Origin of the sequence: Exiguobacterium sp. s133 (assembly GCF_018618595.1) — a bacterium.
Lineage (GTDB): Bacteria > Bacillota > Bacilli > Exiguobacteriales > Exiguobacteriaceae > Exiguobacterium_A > Exiguobacterium_A oxidotolerans.
Genome location: NZ_JACSMK010000004.1, coordinates 125,474 through 142,002, shown reverse-complemented (window position 1 = coordinate 142,002; position 16,529 = coordinate 125,474). Strand labels below are relative to the sequence as shown.

Genomic DNA, 16,529 nt, shown 5'->3' with positions numbered 1-16,529 from the left:
AAAACACTCCTCTATTTTTTTAGCATTCTCTTTTTTCTAACATATAGGTAAACCCCGAGAAGAAGCAATAGCCCGACAATCCACGGAGTATACTGGTGAAAATCATGATGTCGTCCATTCATACCATGCCCGAGCTTTTTTCCACCCCAGATGAAAAACGCGGACCACACAAAAAAGGACACTGTCGTTGCGATTGTGAACGTCAAACGAGACACACCTGTCAGACCTGCTCCAACCGCAAAACCCATTCGCCACATCGGTGACAGGAGTAAAATAAATCGTCCGCGCGTCTCCATTTGCTGTTGAAATTGAACCATTCTCGTTTCAGAAATCCGAAACAATTTAAAAACGCGTCCAAGTAGCCGCTCACTTCCGAGTTGACCGATCGTAAAGAAGATGTTCTGGCTGACGACGAAACTGAAGACGGCGACAAGTAACATCAAGACAATATTTGATTGTGCCGTATGCACCAAGTAACCCGCATAGGCGAGCGGAACTTCACTTGGTAAAAACGGAAACATTAATGTCACCATAATCCCTAGATAACCATAGGACTCCATCCATGCATGCCAGGCCATCACATACCTCCTCTTCTCCGTTCGTTTCCTCTTCTTAGTGTAACGAACTTTACGAGTAGCGTACAGAAAACAACTTTTTTCCATTATAAAAGCCTGACACTGAATCAATCAGTGTCAGGCTCAACAATCCGTCTATGTTTCAGTAGGCATCTTCACTTTGGATAGGTTGCGTTCGTGCTTTTTGTTGCTCATCCTGCCAATCACTATATCGCGTCAACTCTTCAAAAATCGTTTTCGTGACGAACAGAATAATCGCGACATCATCTGCGAACCCAAAACCAAGAATAAAATCTGGAATCAAGTCGATTGGTGAAACCAGATAAATCAACGCACCGATTACTTTTAGAATTGTTGTCCGGCGGATATTTCGGTATTCTCCTGATTGATACGAACGTACCATATCAATGAATAAGCGAACCGGCGAAAAGACAAGTGACAGACTTGAATTTTTTTGAATTGAATTGTTCGCTCGTTTTAAAATCGATTTTGTTTTTTTCGGACGATCGATATAGTCCTTTGCTTCTTCCGCATATTGATCTTGTTGTTGTTTTAATTTCTCATTCGATAAATCCATCCGTAAATCCCCCATTCGACGATTTAATGTCTTTAACGTTAATACTATTCCCTCTACACTTGATTGATAATCCTCAACCGTACTTGAAACGTTAGGTTTTAATCAATCCGATTCAGGCTATTCCATTTAGAAGGAAAGTTGCAAAGAAGAGGAGTGAAAGACATGGATTTAGTCAATCAAACGGTCATTATTACTGGTGCTGCAAACGGGATTGGTGCAACGCTTGCTAAAACATATGCAAATGAAGGTGCCGTCGTCATTTTAGCAGATATTGATCAAATGACGGGTGAAGTCATTGCTCAAGAAATCGAAGAAGCTGGTGGAACGGCTTACTTTTACCGGTTGGACGTTCAAGACGAACATGATGTCAACTTACTCATCGAAAAAGCATTAGAACATACAGGTAAAATCGACATCATCATCAATAACGCCGGCATCATCATTCGAAAACCCCTTCTTGAACTCACGCTCGAAGAATGGGACCGCGTCAACCATACGAACTTACGCAGTATCTTTTTGACAACAAAGGCAGCTGCACCACATCTAAAACACGGTGGTCGAATCGTTAACTTGGCTTCGACTCGTGCCTATATGTCGGAGCCTGATACAGAATCGTATGCCGCAACAAAAGGTGGAATCGTCGCTTTGACACATGCTCTTGCCGTTTCGTTAGGTCCCAAAGGCGTTCTCGTCAATGCAATCGCACCAGGGTGGATCGAGACCGGGAATTATCATGAACTTTCCCCGGAGGATCATTCGCAACACCCGTCTGGACGCGTCGGTAAGCCAGAAGATGTCGCTCGTGCCGCCCTGTTCTTAACGAACCCCGAAAATGATTTCTTGACGGGAGAGACACTTGTCCTTGATGGTGGGATGACGCGAAAAATGATCTATGAAGAATGAGTACCGATCGACTGATTGAAAACCATGCGACTACAAGGGTGGGAGTTATTGCATTCTCCCCTCTTGTTTCACGTGACTCCTTCAGGAAAAAGTCCCAACGTATCTTGTCTTGCCGAGCAAAGCGCTTAAAAAAGTAATTCCTTTTTTTGTGTCTGACCATTTAGTCCAAAACTAATTTAAATAACCAAATCATTCATATATCAAACCACTTTTTAATAATGAATATAAAATATTACAAAAACATATCAATGGTCTTTTATTGAATTTTATCTTTCTATCACGTCTACCATTCCTTTTTTACCGCTTTATACCAGTCTTTTCATTGTCTTCTTTACGATACTTATCAATTATTTTCATAAAAAGTACATCCTTTCTATCATTATTTTCCTTATTATTTTAAATAAACTGTAACGTCCCTCCGTAAAAATTGTTGTTAGAGTAGTACAAGTATCACTCAACAACAAGGAAGGACTGATCGATTCACTTATGAAAAAATCTTTCATGCACTCAATGGGAATTTCCCTGATGACACTCACACTTCTCACAACACCATTCGTTACATCCGTAGGTGCTGCGACTTCATATAAAGACAAACAACAACAAAACGAACAAAAACAATCAAAACAAAAAGAAGCACTCGACGAAAACAATCAACAATTATCGAAAGCCCAAGAGAAAGTTTACGCGATTGACCAACAAATCAATGGATTGACGCTTCAAGTCGTCGAAAATGAACAAAAGATTGATCAAAATGAACGTCAGTTAACGAAACTTAAACAAAAGATTACAGCTTTACAGAAGAAAATCAAAAAACAAGAAAAAATGCTCGGCGATCGGCTGGCAGTTCGACAAGCTAAATCTGATAAAGATCCATTGCTCGAAGCTGTCTTCGGTGCAGAAGACATTGGTGATATGATCAGTCGCTTCAACGCATTCAATACGATTGCCGAAAGTGATGCTTCATTATTAAAAGATTACGAAACGAGTAAACAAGAGTTGGCAGAAGCAAAACAAGAACTTGAAGATACACGTACCGCACTCATCCATGACCGGAAAGTTCTAAAAAAGAAGCAACACGAGTTGAATGCTGAAAAGGACAAACGAACAGCCTTATTAAAACGCTTGAAGAAACAAAAGCGTTCAATCGAATCAAACATCTTAAGTCTAAAAGAGGCCGCTGCTCAACTTAAGGCACAAGAAGCGGCAGCCAAAGCCGCTGCTCTCGCAGCTAAAAAACAAGCAGCCGCGCAATCGGCGCAACCTGCTTCAATCAGTAAAGCAAGTACGAAAGTTATCTCAAATGCAACCGGAAAATTCATCAAACCTGCGAACGGTTCCATTTCACAAGGTATGGGTGCCGCGAGCGGAAATAATGGCTATGCTTATCATAACGGGACCGATTTCGCTGGACCGGTCAATTCTGCAATCGTCGCATCAGCTGCTGGAACTGTCATTCAAGCAAGCTCCGGTGGTCCGTATGGTAATCATGTCTATATCGCACACAACATCGGTGGTAAGACATATACGACTGTTTATGCGCATATGAATGCCTTGACAGTTAAACAAGGACAACAAGTCAAGCAAGGCCAACAAATCGGAAAACTCGGTAGTACGGGGAATTCAACCGGTCCCCATCTTCACTTCGAGATTCATGAAGGTGGCTACCAATATAATGCGAACGGACGGACAAACGAACTAAACCCAGAAAGTTTCTTTTAAAATGAATAAGCCCCGACACGTCGATTGATGTGTCGGGGCTTATTTTTTATATTGAGAACATGAGAGGTCATTAAATTTTAAATTGATTTGTTTGTTGATCAAGTGATGTTGTTGTCGTCTCGAGCTCTAACATCAATTGATGAATTTGCTCGAACGAAGCTTGTTGATCACGCATCGAAGCTGCGACCTCTTGATTCCCTGCCGCTAACTCTTCCATTACGCCACTAACCGAACTGACCTGATTGACGACATCATTCGCTTGTTCTTTCGAGCGGACAAGCTGTGATGTCACGTAATTGAGCGTTTCAGTGACATCGGCTACATTTTTCCGCGTCTCTTCGAATGCCGATTTGACTTGAGCAAAGTTTGCGACCTGATTCTCTTGTTCTTTTTCAGAACGCAACAATGCTTCTTGCAAGACAGCACCATCTTGGCGAATCGAACGTACGAGTGAGAAGATTGATCGTGTCGCTTGGTGCGTCTCGTCCGCAAGTTTTTTCACTTCGCTTGCGACGACGGCAAAGCCACGTCCTGCTTCTCCGGCTCTTGCCGCTTCAATCGCTGCATTCAAGGATAAGAGGTTTGTCTGCGCCGAGACACCTGAAACAAGTTCTGCCATTTTTTCGATTTGTTGTGTCTGTTCAAGGAAACCTTCTAGCTGACGTCCAAGTTCGCGGTTTTGAACCGTCGACGCAGCGAGTGAGGCTGTTTGTTCTTCCATGACCGAAGCACTCTGCCCCATCGTCGTGTCTGCGACTTGACCTTGGCTTAATGCAAGCTGAGCCCGACGTTCACTTTGGTCGAATGAGGAGCTCATGTCTGTAATCGTACTGACCGTCGTCTGTAAATCATCCGATACTGTCTGTGTTCCGCTCGCCATCTCATTGATCGCATGCGTCATATTACCAGACACTTCGACGATGTTCGCATTTTCAGACGTTGCCTGTTCACTCATTTGACTGATTGTATTCGAAGTATGACTAATCGTCCCAATCACACCATGTAACGTTTGTTGCATTTGCGCAATCGCTGACTCGAGACGACCGATTTCATCTGCTCGTCCTGACGTCTCCAGTTGCTCCGATAAATCACCAGCCGAAATTTGCTCCGCTGTTTTAACGACACGGCTGATTGGACGCGTAATGCTCCGTGCGAAATACCAATTATATAGTGCTAACGCAATCAATAAAACAAACGTTGCGATTAACACAGTCCGTGTCAAATTGACGGTCTGGTCCTTCGCTTCTTGTTGCAGTACATCATAAAACTCACCGTTTTTTGTATGTAGTGTATACAAATCACTTAGTACACCCTCGATTCGGGCAGCATATGATCGGATTTCAATCGGGTTACGCCCCTCGACCAAATCATTTCGTTCAGCTGATAACGCAGTATATTTTGCTTCCGCCCGGTCCATTTCCGTTTTAAATGCATCAATTAAATACGTTTTTTCAAGCAACTGTAGCGCCTTCTCGTTCTTTTGACTTAAAGCGAGTACTTGCTCGACTTGACTGTCAGACGGTTGAGTTGCAAGACGGTTCCATGCGGCTTGTTCGTACAGTAGTTTTGTTTCAAGTTCCGAGATTTCGACAAGCTGTTTTCCATAATCTTCGTTGTACGATTGAATTTGCCGGAGTTCAACCAACGTCCATCCCATCAAGGCAACGACACTGATGATCGTCACGAGTGTCGAAATTAAAAAGCGTGTCCGTAACGTCATTGTACGTCAACCTTCCCTTCTAATACATCTTGTTTCAGTTGCTCAAGTTGCTTTAAATCTTTCTCTGAAAACGTTACATTTCGAATCGGGGCTAGTTGAATCGCACCTTCTTTGACACCGAGCACGATTTGACCCGACTGTAACCCTTTTTCTTTTACCGTATCGCCAATCGTCGTGATCGCGAGATCGACTTGTTTTAACATCGAGGTCATGACGGCGTCAGGCGCAATTGCCGTCTGATCACTATCGACACCAATCGCTTTATTGCCTTTTGCTTGCGCTGCTTCGAGGACACCACTGCCCGTCAAACCAGCTGCGGCAAATAACACATCTGCTTGTTGTTTCATTTGATCGTTCGCAATCGTCCGTCCTTTTTCGGGTGCTGCAAAGTCTTCTGCATAATCGACTAAAACTTTGATGTCCGGATTGACGGCTTTTGCTCCTGCCGTGTATCCTTTTTCAAACTTCTCGATTAAAGGCGACTTCATTCCTCCAACAAACCCAATCGTCTCATTTTCCGATTGAAGCGCAGCAGCAGCTCCTGCAAGATAACTGCCTTCATCTTCTTTAAATGTAACCGATAAGACATTTGGTAGTTCTGATACGGCATCAATCAACGCAAATTGTTGCAATGGATAACGTTTCGCGACTTCTTCTAATTCCGCTTGTCCCATAAAACCTAATCCGACGACGACGGTCGGCTTCTCTTTTGCCAACGTATCAAACGCCACTTTATATGTTTTCGTTTCCCCTAGTTCACGATAATCAATGAACCAATCTTCTTTTTCACGTAGTAAGGCCATCCCACTCATCGCGGCATCACTAAACGATTGATCACCAAGACCGACATCTGATAAGACAACCGCCATTTTTTGACGTTCCTTCACTGCTTGATCTGGATCGTCGATGATACTTCCACAACCTGCTAAACTGATCGTCGTCGCAAGCATTGCTAGTTTCCAGTGTTTCAACATCTCTACACTTCCTTCCAACGTTCTACATCTGATTATCGGAAGTGATGTCTGACTTCTTAATAGCTAGATTAAATTCAGAATTTTCCTGACAACAAAAAAACACGCCCCTCCTAACATAGGAAAGACGTGTCTGATGATGTATTTATTGCGAATTAATAATCGCTGTCTGAAGAACCACCTGTTACGATGGCGATACCAGCAGATGCACCGATACGTGATGCACCAGCATCGATCATCGCTTTAGCGCCTTCGAAGTCACGAACGCCACCTGAAGCTTTCACACCGATGTCAGGTCCCACTGTTTCACGCATGAGGCGAATGTCTTCAACCGTTGCACCACCAGTTGAGAAACCAGTTGATGTTTTAACGAAGTTCGCTCCAGCTTTGACTGAAAGTTCAGCAGCTGTTTTGATTTCTTCTTTTGTTAAGAGGCAGTTTTCAAAAATGACTTTAACGAGTGTACCATTCGCCGCTTCGACTACTGCACGGATATCACGTTCCACGAGTTCCACGTCACCGTCTTTTAGTGCGCCGATGTTAAGAACCATGTCGATTTCAGTTGCACCGTTTTTGATCGCATCTTTCGTTTCGAAAGCTTTGACTTCTGGTGTGTTCGCACCAAGTGGGAAACCGATTACTGTACAAACTTTAACGTCGTCGTCAGACTTTAAAAGTTCTGCTGCAAGTGCGACATACGTCGGGTTGACACAGACGCTAGCAAATTTGTACTCGAGTGCTTCCTTGCAAAGTGTTTCGATTTGGGCGCGTGATGTTTCCGGCTTGAGTGCCGTGTGGTCGATCATAGCTGCTAAGTTCATGATTAGTTTTCCTCCTTAAGGATATCCCTTATACTCTTTTTCTATTCTATCACGCAAGAGGTCAGACTTCTATCTTTTTACGCTACTTTCCGCAGTTGTTTTTTTCGAATCAATAAACTGTTTAACGTAAAGACGAGCGCAGCCGACCAAATAAATGTAAACGCGACCAAGTGTGTACGTGTAAAGGGTTCATCATACAAGAGAACACCGATGGCAAGTGATAGCGTCGGAGCAACAAACTGTAGAAAACCGACGACTGTATATGGGATCCGTTGGGCACCAAAACCGAATAAAAGTAACGGTACGGCCGTGATTACACCTGTCAACAATAATCCTGCCGTGACGAACGGTGTGTGCGAGAAGGTCGACGTTCCTTGTACACCAAGATAACTGATAAAAAGGAGTGCGAGCGGTAGCGGTGCGAGCGTTTCGAGTGTCAGACTGACCGTCGCTTCGAGCGGACGTTGTTTCTTGACGACACCATAAAAGCCGAAACTAAATGCGAGCGCAAGCGAAATCCAAGGGAACTCGCCATAACCGATTGTTAAAATCAAGACACCGATCGTCGCGAGCAAAATTGCAATCCATTCAATCCGTGACAATTTCTCTTTAAAGAAGAACACCCCGAACACGATGCTGACGAGCGGATTGATGTAGTAGCCAAGCGAGGCTTCGACGATGAAATTATGGTTGACTGCCCAGATGTAGATAAACCAATTCATACTAATGATGATTCCGTTCAAGAAAAACAATCTTCGTGTCCGTTGATTTTTAAACGCCGTCGTCAATTTAGGTAATGCTTTTTGGAAATACAATAACAGTAATAAAAACAAAAACGACCAGACAATCCGATTGGCGAGTATTGCCTCGCTTGAGACGCTAGCTAACAGCTTCCAATAAATCGGAAGTAATCCCCAAATGACATATGCTCCTAATGTGGCAAACAGGCCAGGTTTATTCATCGTTCCATTCCTCTTTTCTGAATTACGAGACCTTTTTCATCTTCATTCGTCCTGCCGATAAACCACTGATCGTAAACAGTGCGACGGCAATCCAGATGAACAGGAAGGCCACGAAGTGAATCGATGTAAACACATCATTAAACAAAAAGACACCGAGTACTAACGTCAACGTCGGTGCGATGTACTGCAAGATACCGACATATACAAATGGAATCTTCGGCATACCGTACCCAAACAGCATCAACTGAACAGCTGTCGCAACACCAAGCATGATGATGGCAATCAAGGCTCCGGTCGGTAAAGCGAGCGGATTCGCTCCCGTCACACCAAGCGTCAACAACGCGAACGGTAATGTCACTAACGTCTCTAGGAATAACCCTGATAACGGTTCTGCCGCTGCCTTTTTCTTTAACACACCATAAAAAGCAAACGAAACAGCAAGCGAAAAAGCAATGATTGGAAACTTCCCGTAGCCGAATGTCAAAATCAAGACACCGATGATGGCACTGATGATGGCAATCAATTGGGGCCGGTTCAAACGTTCTTGGAAAAATAACAACCCAAACAATACGCTGACGAGCGGATTGATGTAATAGCCGAGCGACGATTCGACGATGTACCCTTCACCGATTGCATAGAGATAGAGCGTCCAATTCCCACCGAGGACAAGACCAGCAGCTAAAACGGTCAGACGTTGTTTTTTATTCCGCCATAATCGACCGACTTGCGTAAATTTGCCGGACAAACGTAATAATAGTGTGACGAAGATGAACGCACTGATGATGCGAATCGACACGACCGTCCATGCCGGAACAGTGTCTGCAAATAATTTGTAAATCGGTAACAACCCGCCAATCACGTAGGCGACGAACGTCGCGCTCATTCCCCGTTTATCCACAATGAACCTCCTTATGTATACAAGTAAAGCCGCCATCATCATGGCGACTTTTTCGTTATTCCTGATCGAGCGTCGTAAATAAGGTTTTCATTTCTGACTCCGTCAAGTCACGCCATTCACCAATCGGTAAATCACCTAACTCAATATTCATGATACGGACCCGCTGCAACCGTTTGACGCGGTAACCAAATTCTTTACACATGCGACGAATCTGCCGGTTCAAGCCTTGCGTCAAGACGATTCGGAATGTCCGTGACTCGAGTTGTTCGACGATACATTCTTTCGTTGTTGTTCCAAGGATATCGACGCCGCTCGCCATTCCTTCGATGAACGTCTCTGTGATCGGGGCATCAACCGTTACGATATATTCTTTATCGTGATTATTCTCTGCCCGTAAAATCCGGTTGACGATGTCCCCATCGTTCGTCAAAATGATCAGTCCATCTGAGTCTTTGTCTAAGCGCCCGATCGGGAAAATCCGTTTCGGATGATTGACGAAATCGATGATATTTCCTTCGATGTCGAGTTCGGTCGTACATGTGATGCCGACCGGTTTGTTCAAAATCAAGTACTCAAGCGTCGGTTTTGTTTGGAGCGGCTGTCCATCGATTTCAACGGCATCCGTCGCTTCCGCTTGTGAACCGAGTTCCGCGACGACACCGTTGATTGTGACGCGACCGGCATCGACTAATTTATCCGCTGCCCGTCTTGAGCAGTATCCTGTTTCACTGATGAATTTATTAATTCGCATAGGTTGTCCTCTTTCTCTTGTTAGAATCTTTCCTCAGTGTAGCGTATACGTTACTTGAAAACAAAATAATTTATTTCGTACAGCCTGTTATGAAGCGTGAACATGCGATATCGAGAGGCAATCCGTTCGCGCTTCCCTGTCTCACCTCGTCTTCAAAGCGGCAATCTTCCGCGCCACTATAGCAAAGCTATGCAGGGTCGCGACGGATTGCGCTCTAAATCGTCGTCTGCTTGTCTGGCTTTTTTTCAAGATATTACCTAAAAAGCGTCACGTTTCGTTGACCCCTACGGAAAAAAGTGCGTTTTCAACGCACTTTCAGAGGCAGGCAAGACCCTGCTCGTTGTCCGTTAGGACCAAGGAGCAACGGCTTGCGCCTCGCCCGAGGAAAGCAACGAATAAAGACGCTTGATCTCCCGATAGCACGTTGTCTACTCGCTAAAAAAGTTCGCCTCCCTGAAGCAGGAAGACGAACTCATTTCAGATCGCTTGTTCTTTTAATGTCTCCATGATGCGGACGAATTGTCCGTCATTCATTGGATAGCCGGCTTTATTGATTTTGACGCGCACGAGTTGACCAATCAAAGATTCGTCTCCCTCGATCGCGACACGTAAGTAATTGTCCGTGTAACCGACGAGACGACCGCCTGCTTCTTCCGAAAACTCTTCCGGAATGATTTCAAGCAGTTCCCCTTCGTATTTTGAAGCATATTCTTTTGCGAGTTGATCCGATAAAGCGATCAAACGCGCAACACGCTGTTCTTTCATCGACTCTTCCACTTGATCGTCCATCATCGCAGCTGGTGTCCCTGTCCGTTTCGAGTAAGGGAAGACATGCAGCTCACTGAACTTATGATTATTGATGAAGTTGAACGTCTCCATGAATTCTTCTTCCGTCTCACCCGGGAAACCGACGATGACATCTGACGTGATGGCACAGTCCGGTAACACTTCTTTCAGACGCGTGATCCGTTCCCCGAACTCCGCCATCGTGTACTTACGACGCATCCGCCGTAAAACGGTATCCGATGCTGACTGAATCGGAACATGCAAGTGTCGGACGACGATTGGCGAATCCTTTAAGACGTCTAACACTTCATCTGTGATTTGACTCGCTTCGATCGAAGAAATCCGAAGGCGTTCAAGACCTGTGACGGACTCGAGTGCTTTGAGTAACTTCGCTAAGTTATAGTCTTTCAAATCTTCACCGTAGCCACCCGTATGAATCCCCGTCAAGACGATTTCTTTGTAACCGGCATCAACGAGCTGTTGTGCTTGCTTTAAGACATCTTCCGGTTGACGAGAACGCATCAACCCACGTGCCCATGGAATGATGCAGAAGGTACAAAAATTATTGCAGCCTTCTTGAATCTTCAGCGAAGCACGTGTCCGGTCCGTAAACGCTGGAACGTCCAGTTCTTCGTAGACTTTTGCCTTCATGATGTTCCCGACTGCATTAATCGGCATCCGTTCTTCGCGGAACTGTTCGATGTACCCAATCATCTTGTAGCGGTCTTGTGTCCCGACGACGACGTCAACCCCTGGAATCGCCATGATTTCAGCAGGCGATGTCTGTGCATAACAACCCGTTACACAGATGACACTGTCTGGATTTTGACGAATCGCCCGTCGAATGACTTGACGACTTTTTTTATCACCCGTATTCGTAACGGTACATGTATTGACGACGTAGACGTCTGCATGATCTGCAAAATCGACACGCGCGTAACCTGCATCTTTAAACAGCTGCCAGACGGCCTCTGTCTCATAATGATTGACTTTACAGCCAAGCGTTTGAAAGGCAACAGTAGCCATTTCGTTCACCCTTTCAGTTCAAAATGATACGATACGGCGGATAGGACGTACAGCGGCGCCGTTTCCGTCCGTAAAATCCGTCGTCCGAGTGATGCCGGTAAGAAGCCGGCATCGGTCAACCGTGTTACCTCCGTCTCCGTCAGTCCACCTTCAGGACCAATCACGACGAGGAGTGCATCCCCTGCTTGTAGTCGCGCAAGGGTCGAGGCAAAAGCCGTAGCTTCGCCTTCTTTCGCTGATTCTTCGTATGCGACTAAACATGCCGTATATTGCGGTGCTTCTTGTAGGACTTCATCATACGTCACATAGTCAACTTGCGGCAAGTGAGCACGGTAGGATTGCTCGGCTGCTTCTTTGATGATTTTTTCAAGACGCTCGATTTTTTTCGGGACCTTTTTCGCATCCCATTTCGAGACCGAACGGGCGGATTCAAAAATGAGTAGTTGATTCATCCCGAGTTCGGTCGCTTTTTGAGCGACAAGCTCGATTTTATCACCTTTCGGCAAGGCGTAAGCAAGCGTCACCCGAATCGGTAATTCTGTATCGATTGATGACGACTCGACAATCCGTGCGATGGCCTGTTGTTTGTCGAGTTCTTCGAGCGCACAACGAAATAGGCCGGTTCCATCAAGGACCAAGATTTCATCCCCGACATCCATCCGCATGACGTTTTTCATATGATGGGCGTCATCCTTTTGCAAGGTAAACCGTTCTCCCGAGCGAGCTGCCTGTTCTACAAAGTATCGTTGCATCGGCTCAGGCCTCGCGTTTCGCAATGATTGCGACCCAGTCTTCCAGTTTTGTTGTTTCAACAATCGTAAAGCCGGCCTCGGTCATCGCCTCGACAACCATCTCTTTCTTCTGACTGATGATGCCTGAAGCAATGAAGTGCCCGCCTGGCAGTGTCAGCTCGTAGGCATCGTTCACAAACAATAAGATGACCTCAGCTAAGATGTTTGCGACAATCAATTCGACAGGCTCATTTAATGCTTTCATCAAGTCACCTTGACGGACTGTGATCCGGTCACTGACTTGATTGAGTGCCACGTTATCCGTCGCTGATTTAACAGCGACTTCATCTAAATCAAGCGCGAACACATCTTTTGCTCCCAGTTTCGCAGCGGCGATTGCGAGGACACCTGAACCCGTCCCGACATCGACGACGCGATCTTGCTCTTGCAAGTAGTTTTCAATCGCTTGAATACAGAGAACTGTCGTCGGATGCGTTCCTGTCCCAAACGCCATACCCGGGTCAAGTTCGATGATTTTTTCATCCGGTTGTGGTGTATAGTCTTCCCACATCGGAACAACCGTCAAGTGACGGCTGATCTTGACCGGTTTATAAAACTGTTTCCACGAATGGGCCCAGTCTTCTTCATCGACTTGTGTGAGCGTGACAGTACCTGAACCGATCGTCAGTCCGAACTGCGTCAGCATCTGGATATCACGTTCGATTCCTTTAATCATATCCGTCAAATCGCTACTTTCCGCAAGATAAGCTTTGACGAGGACACCTGTATCCGGATATTCGTCTCGTTTTTTCTCATCCCAAATTTCACCGAAGTTGTCTTCACGATGCGACATCATCTCGAAATCTTCGACATCCTCGATGACGACACCACTCGCTCCTGCTTCATGTAAAATATTCGAGACTGCTTCGACTGCTTCTTGTGTCGTATGGACACAAACTTCTGACCATTTCATTTCCTGTCACGCTCCTTTAGCGAATCACCCTTTAAAGAATGTTTTAATACGGCCAAAGACACCTTCATGCTGCTCTTCGACACCTTTTTCATCACTGATTTCGTTGAATTCACGTAAGATTTCTTTTTGACGATCTGTCAAATGCTTCGGTGTGATGAGGACGACGTTGACATACTGGTCACCATGATGACCTGAACGAACGTTCGGCATCCCTTTACCACGAAGGCGGAACCGTGATCCAGTTTGTGTACCGGCCGGAATCTTCAAGCTAACTTTTCCATGAACGGTTGGCACTTCGATTTCATCCCCGAGTGTCGCTTGAGCGAATGTTAACGGCATGTCCATGACGATATGATCGTCAACGCGCTCGAACAATTCGTGTTCCCGGACACGGACGACGACGTAGAGATCACCGAACGGTCCGCCGTTGACGCCTGCTTCCCCTTTACCAGCTAAGCGAATTTGTTGTCCATTGTCGATCCCTGCTGGAATTTTGACACGAACGTCTTTATTTTTACGGACACGACCTGCACCACGACATGTTTCACATGGTTCTTTGACGATTTGTCCACGCCCGTGACATGTCGAACATGTTGTTTGGTTGACGACACGACCGAACATCGTGTTTTGTTCGACGTTGATGTGACCTGATCCAGCACAACGTTTACATGTTTCTGGGTGCGTCCCTGGTTTTGCACCTGATCCATGACACGTTTCGCAATCTTCCTCGATTGGAATCGTGATGACTTTCTCAACACCCGAGAATGCCTCCATGAAATCAATTTCTTCTACGTACTGGAGATCTTGTCCTTTACGCGGTGCATTCGGATCTTGACGGCGTCCACCACCACCAAAGAACATGTCAAAGATGTCCCCGAATCCTTCTGCGCCGCCGAATCCTGCACCACCTTGCGATGGATCTTGGTGACCGTACTGATCGTAACGTGCTCGTTTATTGTCGTCAGACAAAATTTCGTACGCTTCCGAAATCTCTTTGAATTTTGCATCGGCATCTGATTCTTTATTGACATCCGGATGGTACGTCCGGGCGAGTTTCCGATAAGCTCGTTTAATTTCTGCTGCTGAGGCGTCGCGTGCAACACCTAACACTTCATAATAATCGCGTTTTTCCACGTTCAGTCTCCCTCTCTTTGGCTCCGATTCACTTCATACTGTTTGATTTTACCGAACTTCGTGCGACATGGAAAGAGCCAAAGCGCGGATCACGCTTTGGCTCTCTCTAGCGCCCGAAAAATCGGTCGATTCGAATTATTTGTTGTCTTTATCGTCTACTTCTTCAAATTCTGCGTCCATGACGTTGTCGTCTTGTCCGTCAGCTTGTGCGCCTTCAGCGCCAGCTTGTTGTTGAGCCATGTTTTCGTAGACTTTTTGTGTGAGTTCTTGAACGACTGTTGATAATTCATCTTTCGCCGTACGAATCGCTTCGATGTCTTCTCCAGCAAGAGCCGTTGTTACTTTTTCTTTTGCAGCTTCTGCTTTTTCTTTATCGGCAGCATCGATTTGTTCGCCGAGGTCTTTGATTGCTTTATCTGTCGCGAAGACGAGTTGATCGGCTTCGTTACGAAGTTCAACTTCTTCTTTACGTTTGTTGTCTGCATCTGCGTTCGCTTCAGCATCTTTGACCATTTGGTCGATGTCCGCTTCAGTCAAGCCGCTTGATGATTGGATTGTGATCGATTGTTCTTTGTTTGTACCGAGGTCTTTCGCCGATACGTTAACGATTCCGTTTGCATCGATGTCGAATTTAACTTCGATTTGCGGCACGCCGCGTTGTGCTGGTGGAATGTCTGTCAACTGGAAACGACCAAGCGTTTTGTTATCTGTTGCCATCGGACGTTCCCCTTGAAGGACGTGGATGTCTACTGCCGGCTGGTTATCAGCTGCTGTAGAGAAAACTTGTGATTTCGATGTCGGGATCGTCGTGTTACGATCGATCAACTTCGTCATCACGCTACCCATTGTTTCGATTCCGAGTGAAAGTGGTGTTACGTCAAGAAGAACAACGTCTTTGACGTCACCAGTCAATACGCCACCTTGAACTGCTGCACCGAGGGCAACCACTTCGTCCGGGTTAACGCCTTTGAATGATTCTTTACCTGTGAAGTCTTGAACTGCTTTTTGGACTGCAGGAATTCGTGTTGATCCCCCGACAAGAATGATTTTATCGATTTTATCTGGTGACATACCAGCATCGCTAAGGGCACGGCGCGTTGGTTCCATCGTCCGCTCGACGAGGTCAGCAGTCAAATCGTCGAATTTCGCACGTGATAACGTCATTTCAAGGTGAAGTGGACCTGCTGCGCCAGCCGTGATGAACGGAAGGCTGATTTGTGTCGAAGAGACACCTGAAAGGTCTTTCTTCGCTTTTTCAGCAGCATCTTTCAAACGTTGAAGTGCCATTTTATCTTGCGCTAAGTCGATACCATTGTCTTTTTTGAATTCTGCAACAAGGTGATCGATGATTTTTTGGTCAAAATCATCTCCTCCAAGACGGCTGTCACCGGCTGTTGAAACAACTTCAAAGACACCATCACCAAGTTCAAGGATTGAAACGTCGAATGTACCGCCACCTAAGTCATAGATGAGGATTGTGTGGTCTTCGCCTTTTTCAAGTCCGTATGCAAGTGCTGCTGCAGTTGGCTCGTTGATGATCCGTTTCACGTCAAGACCAGCGATTGTACCCGCGTCTTTTGTTGCTTGGCGTTCTGCATCATTGAAATAAGCAGGTACTGTGATGACAGCTTCCGTTACTTTCTCACCGAGATAATCTTCAGCTTGCGCTTTCAATTTTTGAAGGATGATTGCTGATACTTCTTGTGGCGTGTAATCTTTTCCTTCAACTTCAACTTTGTAGTCTGTACCCATGTGACGTTTAATCGACATGATTGTATTCGGGTTCGTGATTGCTTGACGTTTCGCGACTTCCCCGACTTGACGCTCTCCGTTTTTAAAAGCGACGACAGATGGTGTCGTACGGTTACCTTCTGCGTTTGCGATAACGACCGGCTCTCCGCCTTCCATTACTGCTACACATGAGTTCGTTGTACCTAAGTCAATACCAATGATTTTTGCCATGATAAATTCCTCACCTTCGA

At 45.6% G+C, this 16,529-nt stretch carries 15 protein-coding genes; 2 read left to right on the top strand and 13 right to left on the bottom strand.

All coding sequences use genetic code 11. From position 1 onward, the window contains the following. Nucleotides 1-11 precede the first annotated feature (11 nt). The gene (locus KNP96_RS07640; protein ID WP_088836538.1) at nt 12-578 is read right to left on the bottom strand and encodes a DedA family protein; all 567 of its coding nucleotides are present in this window, start codon (nt 576-578) and stop codon (nt 12-14) included. A gap of 139 nt (nt 579-717) precedes the next feature. Then, on the bottom strand, nt 718-1,152 hold the full coding sequence (locus tag KNP96_RS07635) for a YkvA family protein (RefSeq protein WP_088836537.1): 435 nt from the start codon (nt 1,150-1,152) through the stop codon (nt 718-720). A 162-nt stretch (nt 1,153-1,314) separates the two neighbouring features. Here KNP96_RS07635 and KNP96_RS07630 point away from each other — a divergent pair, with 162 nt between their 5' ends. Then, nucleotides 1,315-2,055, top strand: coding sequence for an SDR family NAD(P)-dependent oxidoreductase (locus KNP96_RS07630; RefSeq protein ID WP_088836536.1), 741 nt, complete (start codon nt 1,315-1,317; stop codon nt 2,053-2,055). A gap of 525 nt (nt 2,056-2,580) precedes the next feature. Further along, nucleotides 2,581-3,774: a murein hydrolase activator EnvC family protein gene (locus KNP96_RS07625; RefSeq protein ID WP_239456840.1), complete on the top strand. Its 1,194-nt coding sequence runs from the start codon at nt 2,581-2,583 to the stop codon at nt 3,772-3,774. Between the two features lie 70 nt (nt 3,775-3,844). On the opposite strand, the gene KNP96_RS07620 is transcribed toward KNP96_RS07625, so the two are convergent. The 11 genes from KNP96_RS07620 to dnaK all read right to left on the bottom strand — a co-directional run bounded on the left by KNP96_RS07620 (nt 3,845) and on the right by dnaK (nt 16,509). Continuing rightward, nucleotides 3,845-5,494, bottom strand: coding sequence for a methyl-accepting chemotaxis protein (locus tag KNP96_RS07620; RefSeq protein WP_088836534.1), 1,650 nt, complete (start codon nt 5,492-5,494; stop codon nt 3,845-3,847). Further along, nucleotides 5,491-6,468, bottom strand: a complete 978-nt coding sequence (locus KNP96_RS07615; protein WP_088836533.1) for a BMP family lipoprotein — start codon at nt 6,466-6,468, stop codon at nt 5,491-5,493. The genes KNP96_RS07620 and KNP96_RS07615 overlap by 4 nt, the downstream gene beginning before the upstream one ends. Nucleotides 6,469-6,620: 152 nt before the next feature. After that, nucleotides 6,621-7,286, bottom strand: a complete 666-nt coding sequence (gene deoC, locus KNP96_RS07610; RefSeq protein WP_029332908.1) for a deoxyribose-phosphate aldolase — start codon at nt 7,284-7,286, stop codon at nt 6,621-6,623. Nucleotides 7,287-7,363: 77 nt separating this feature from the next. Next, nucleotides 7,364-8,248 (bottom strand): EamA family transporter RarD, encoded by an 885-nt coding sequence (rarD, locus tag KNP96_RS07605; protein WP_088836531.1) that lies wholly within the window; start codon nt 8,246-8,248, stop codon nt 7,364-7,366. A 22-nt stretch (nt 8,249-8,270) separates the two neighbouring features. After that, on the bottom strand, nt 8,271-9,146 hold the full coding sequence (rarD, locus tag KNP96_RS07600) for an EamA family transporter RarD (RefSeq protein ID WP_029332906.1): 876 nt from the start codon (nt 9,144-9,146) through the stop codon (nt 8,271-8,273). Between the two features lie 55 nt (nt 9,147-9,201). After that, nucleotides 9,202-9,897: a 23S rRNA pseudouridine(2604) synthase RluF gene (rluF, locus tag KNP96_RS07595; protein ID WP_088836530.1), complete on the bottom strand. Its 696-nt coding sequence runs from the start codon at nt 9,895-9,897 to the stop codon at nt 9,202-9,204. A 477-nt stretch (nt 9,898-10,374) separates the two neighbouring features. Further along, a complete protein-coding gene (gene mtaB, locus KNP96_RS07590; protein WP_214769890.1) occupies nt 10,375-11,709 on the bottom strand; it encodes a tRNA (N(6)-L-threonylcarbamoyladenosine(37)-C(2))-methylthiotransferase MtaB in 1,335 nt (444 codons plus the stop codon). Nucleotides 11,710-11,714: 5 nt separating this feature from the next. Then, nucleotides 11,715-12,461 (bottom strand): 16S rRNA (uracil(1498)-N(3))-methyltransferase, encoded by a 747-nt coding sequence (locus KNP96_RS07585; RefSeq protein WP_214769886.1) that lies wholly within the window; start codon nt 12,459-12,461, stop codon nt 11,715-11,717. Between the two features lie 4 nt (nt 12,462-12,465). Then, the gene (gene prmA / locus KNP96_RS07580; RefSeq protein WP_214769883.1) at nt 12,466-13,413 is read right to left on the bottom strand and encodes a 50S ribosomal protein L11 methyltransferase; all 948 of its coding nucleotides are present in this window, start codon (nt 13,411-13,413) and stop codon (nt 12,466-12,468) included. A gap of 24 nt (nt 13,414-13,437) precedes the next feature. Further along, nucleotides 13,438-14,547 carry a molecular chaperone DnaJ gene (gene dnaJ / locus KNP96_RS07575; RefSeq protein WP_088836526.1) on the bottom strand — a complete coding sequence of 370 codons (1,110 nt, stop codon included), beginning with the start codon at nt 14,545-14,547 and terminating at the stop codon, nt 13,438-13,440. 135 nt (nt 14,548-14,682) lie between these two features. After that, nucleotides 14,683-16,509 carry a molecular chaperone DnaK gene (dnaK, locus tag KNP96_RS07570; RefSeq protein ID WP_088836525.1) on the bottom strand — a complete coding sequence of 609 codons (1,827 nt, stop codon included), beginning with the start codon at nt 16,507-16,509 and terminating at the stop codon, nt 14,683-14,685. Between the last annotated feature and the right edge of the window lie 20 nt (nt 16,510-16,529).

Bases quoted from the DNA above. Each gene is read 5' to 3' on its own strand.
- rluF (WP_088836530.1), bottom strand. From the start codon at position 9,897: ATGCGAATTAATAAATTCATCAGTGAAACAGGATACTGCTCAAGACGG.
- KNP96_RS07630 (WP_088836536.1), top strand. From the start codon at position 1,315: ATGGATTTAGTCAATCAAACGGTCATTATTACTGGTGCTGCAAACGGG.
- dnaK (WP_088836525.1), bottom strand. From the start codon at position 16,509: ATGGCAAAAATCATTGGTATTGACTTAGGTACAACGAACTCATGTGTA.
- KNP96_RS07625 (WP_239456840.1), top strand. From the start codon at position 2,581: ATGACACTCACACTTCTCACAACACCATTCGTTACATCCGTAGGTGCT.
- prmA (WP_214769883.1), bottom strand. From the start codon at position 13,413: ATGAAATGGTCAGAAGTTTGTGTCCATACGACACAAGAAGCAGTCGAA.
- rarD (WP_088836531.1), bottom strand. From the start codon at position 8,248: ATGAATAAACCTGGCCTGTTTGCCACATTAGGAGCATATGTCATTTGG.
- KNP96_RS07620 (WP_088836534.1), bottom strand. From the start codon at position 5,494: ATGACGTTACGGACACGCTTTTTAATTTCGACACTCGTGACGATCATC.
- KNP96_RS07585 (WP_214769886.1), bottom strand. From the start codon at position 12,461: ATGCAACGATACTTTGTAGAACAGGCAGCTCGCTCGGGAGAACGGTTT.
- mtaB (WP_214769890.1), bottom strand. From the start codon at position 11,709: ATGGCTACTGTTGCCTTTCAAACGCTTGGCTGTAAAGTCAATCATTAT.
- KNP96_RS07635 (WP_088836537.1), bottom strand. From the start codon at position 1,152: ATGGATTTATCGAATGAGAAATTAAAACAACAACAAGATCAATATGCG.
- KNP96_RS07615 (WP_088836533.1), bottom strand. From the start codon at position 6,468: ATGTTGAAACACTGGAAACTAGCAATGCTTGCGACGACGATCAGTTTA.
- deoC (WP_029332908.1), bottom strand. From the start codon at position 7,286: ATGAACTTAGCAGCTATGATCGACCACACGGCACTCAAGCCGGAAACA.
- KNP96_RS07640 (WP_088836538.1), bottom strand. From the start codon at position 578: ATGGCCTGGCATGCATGGATGGAGTCCTATGGTTATCTAGGGATTATG.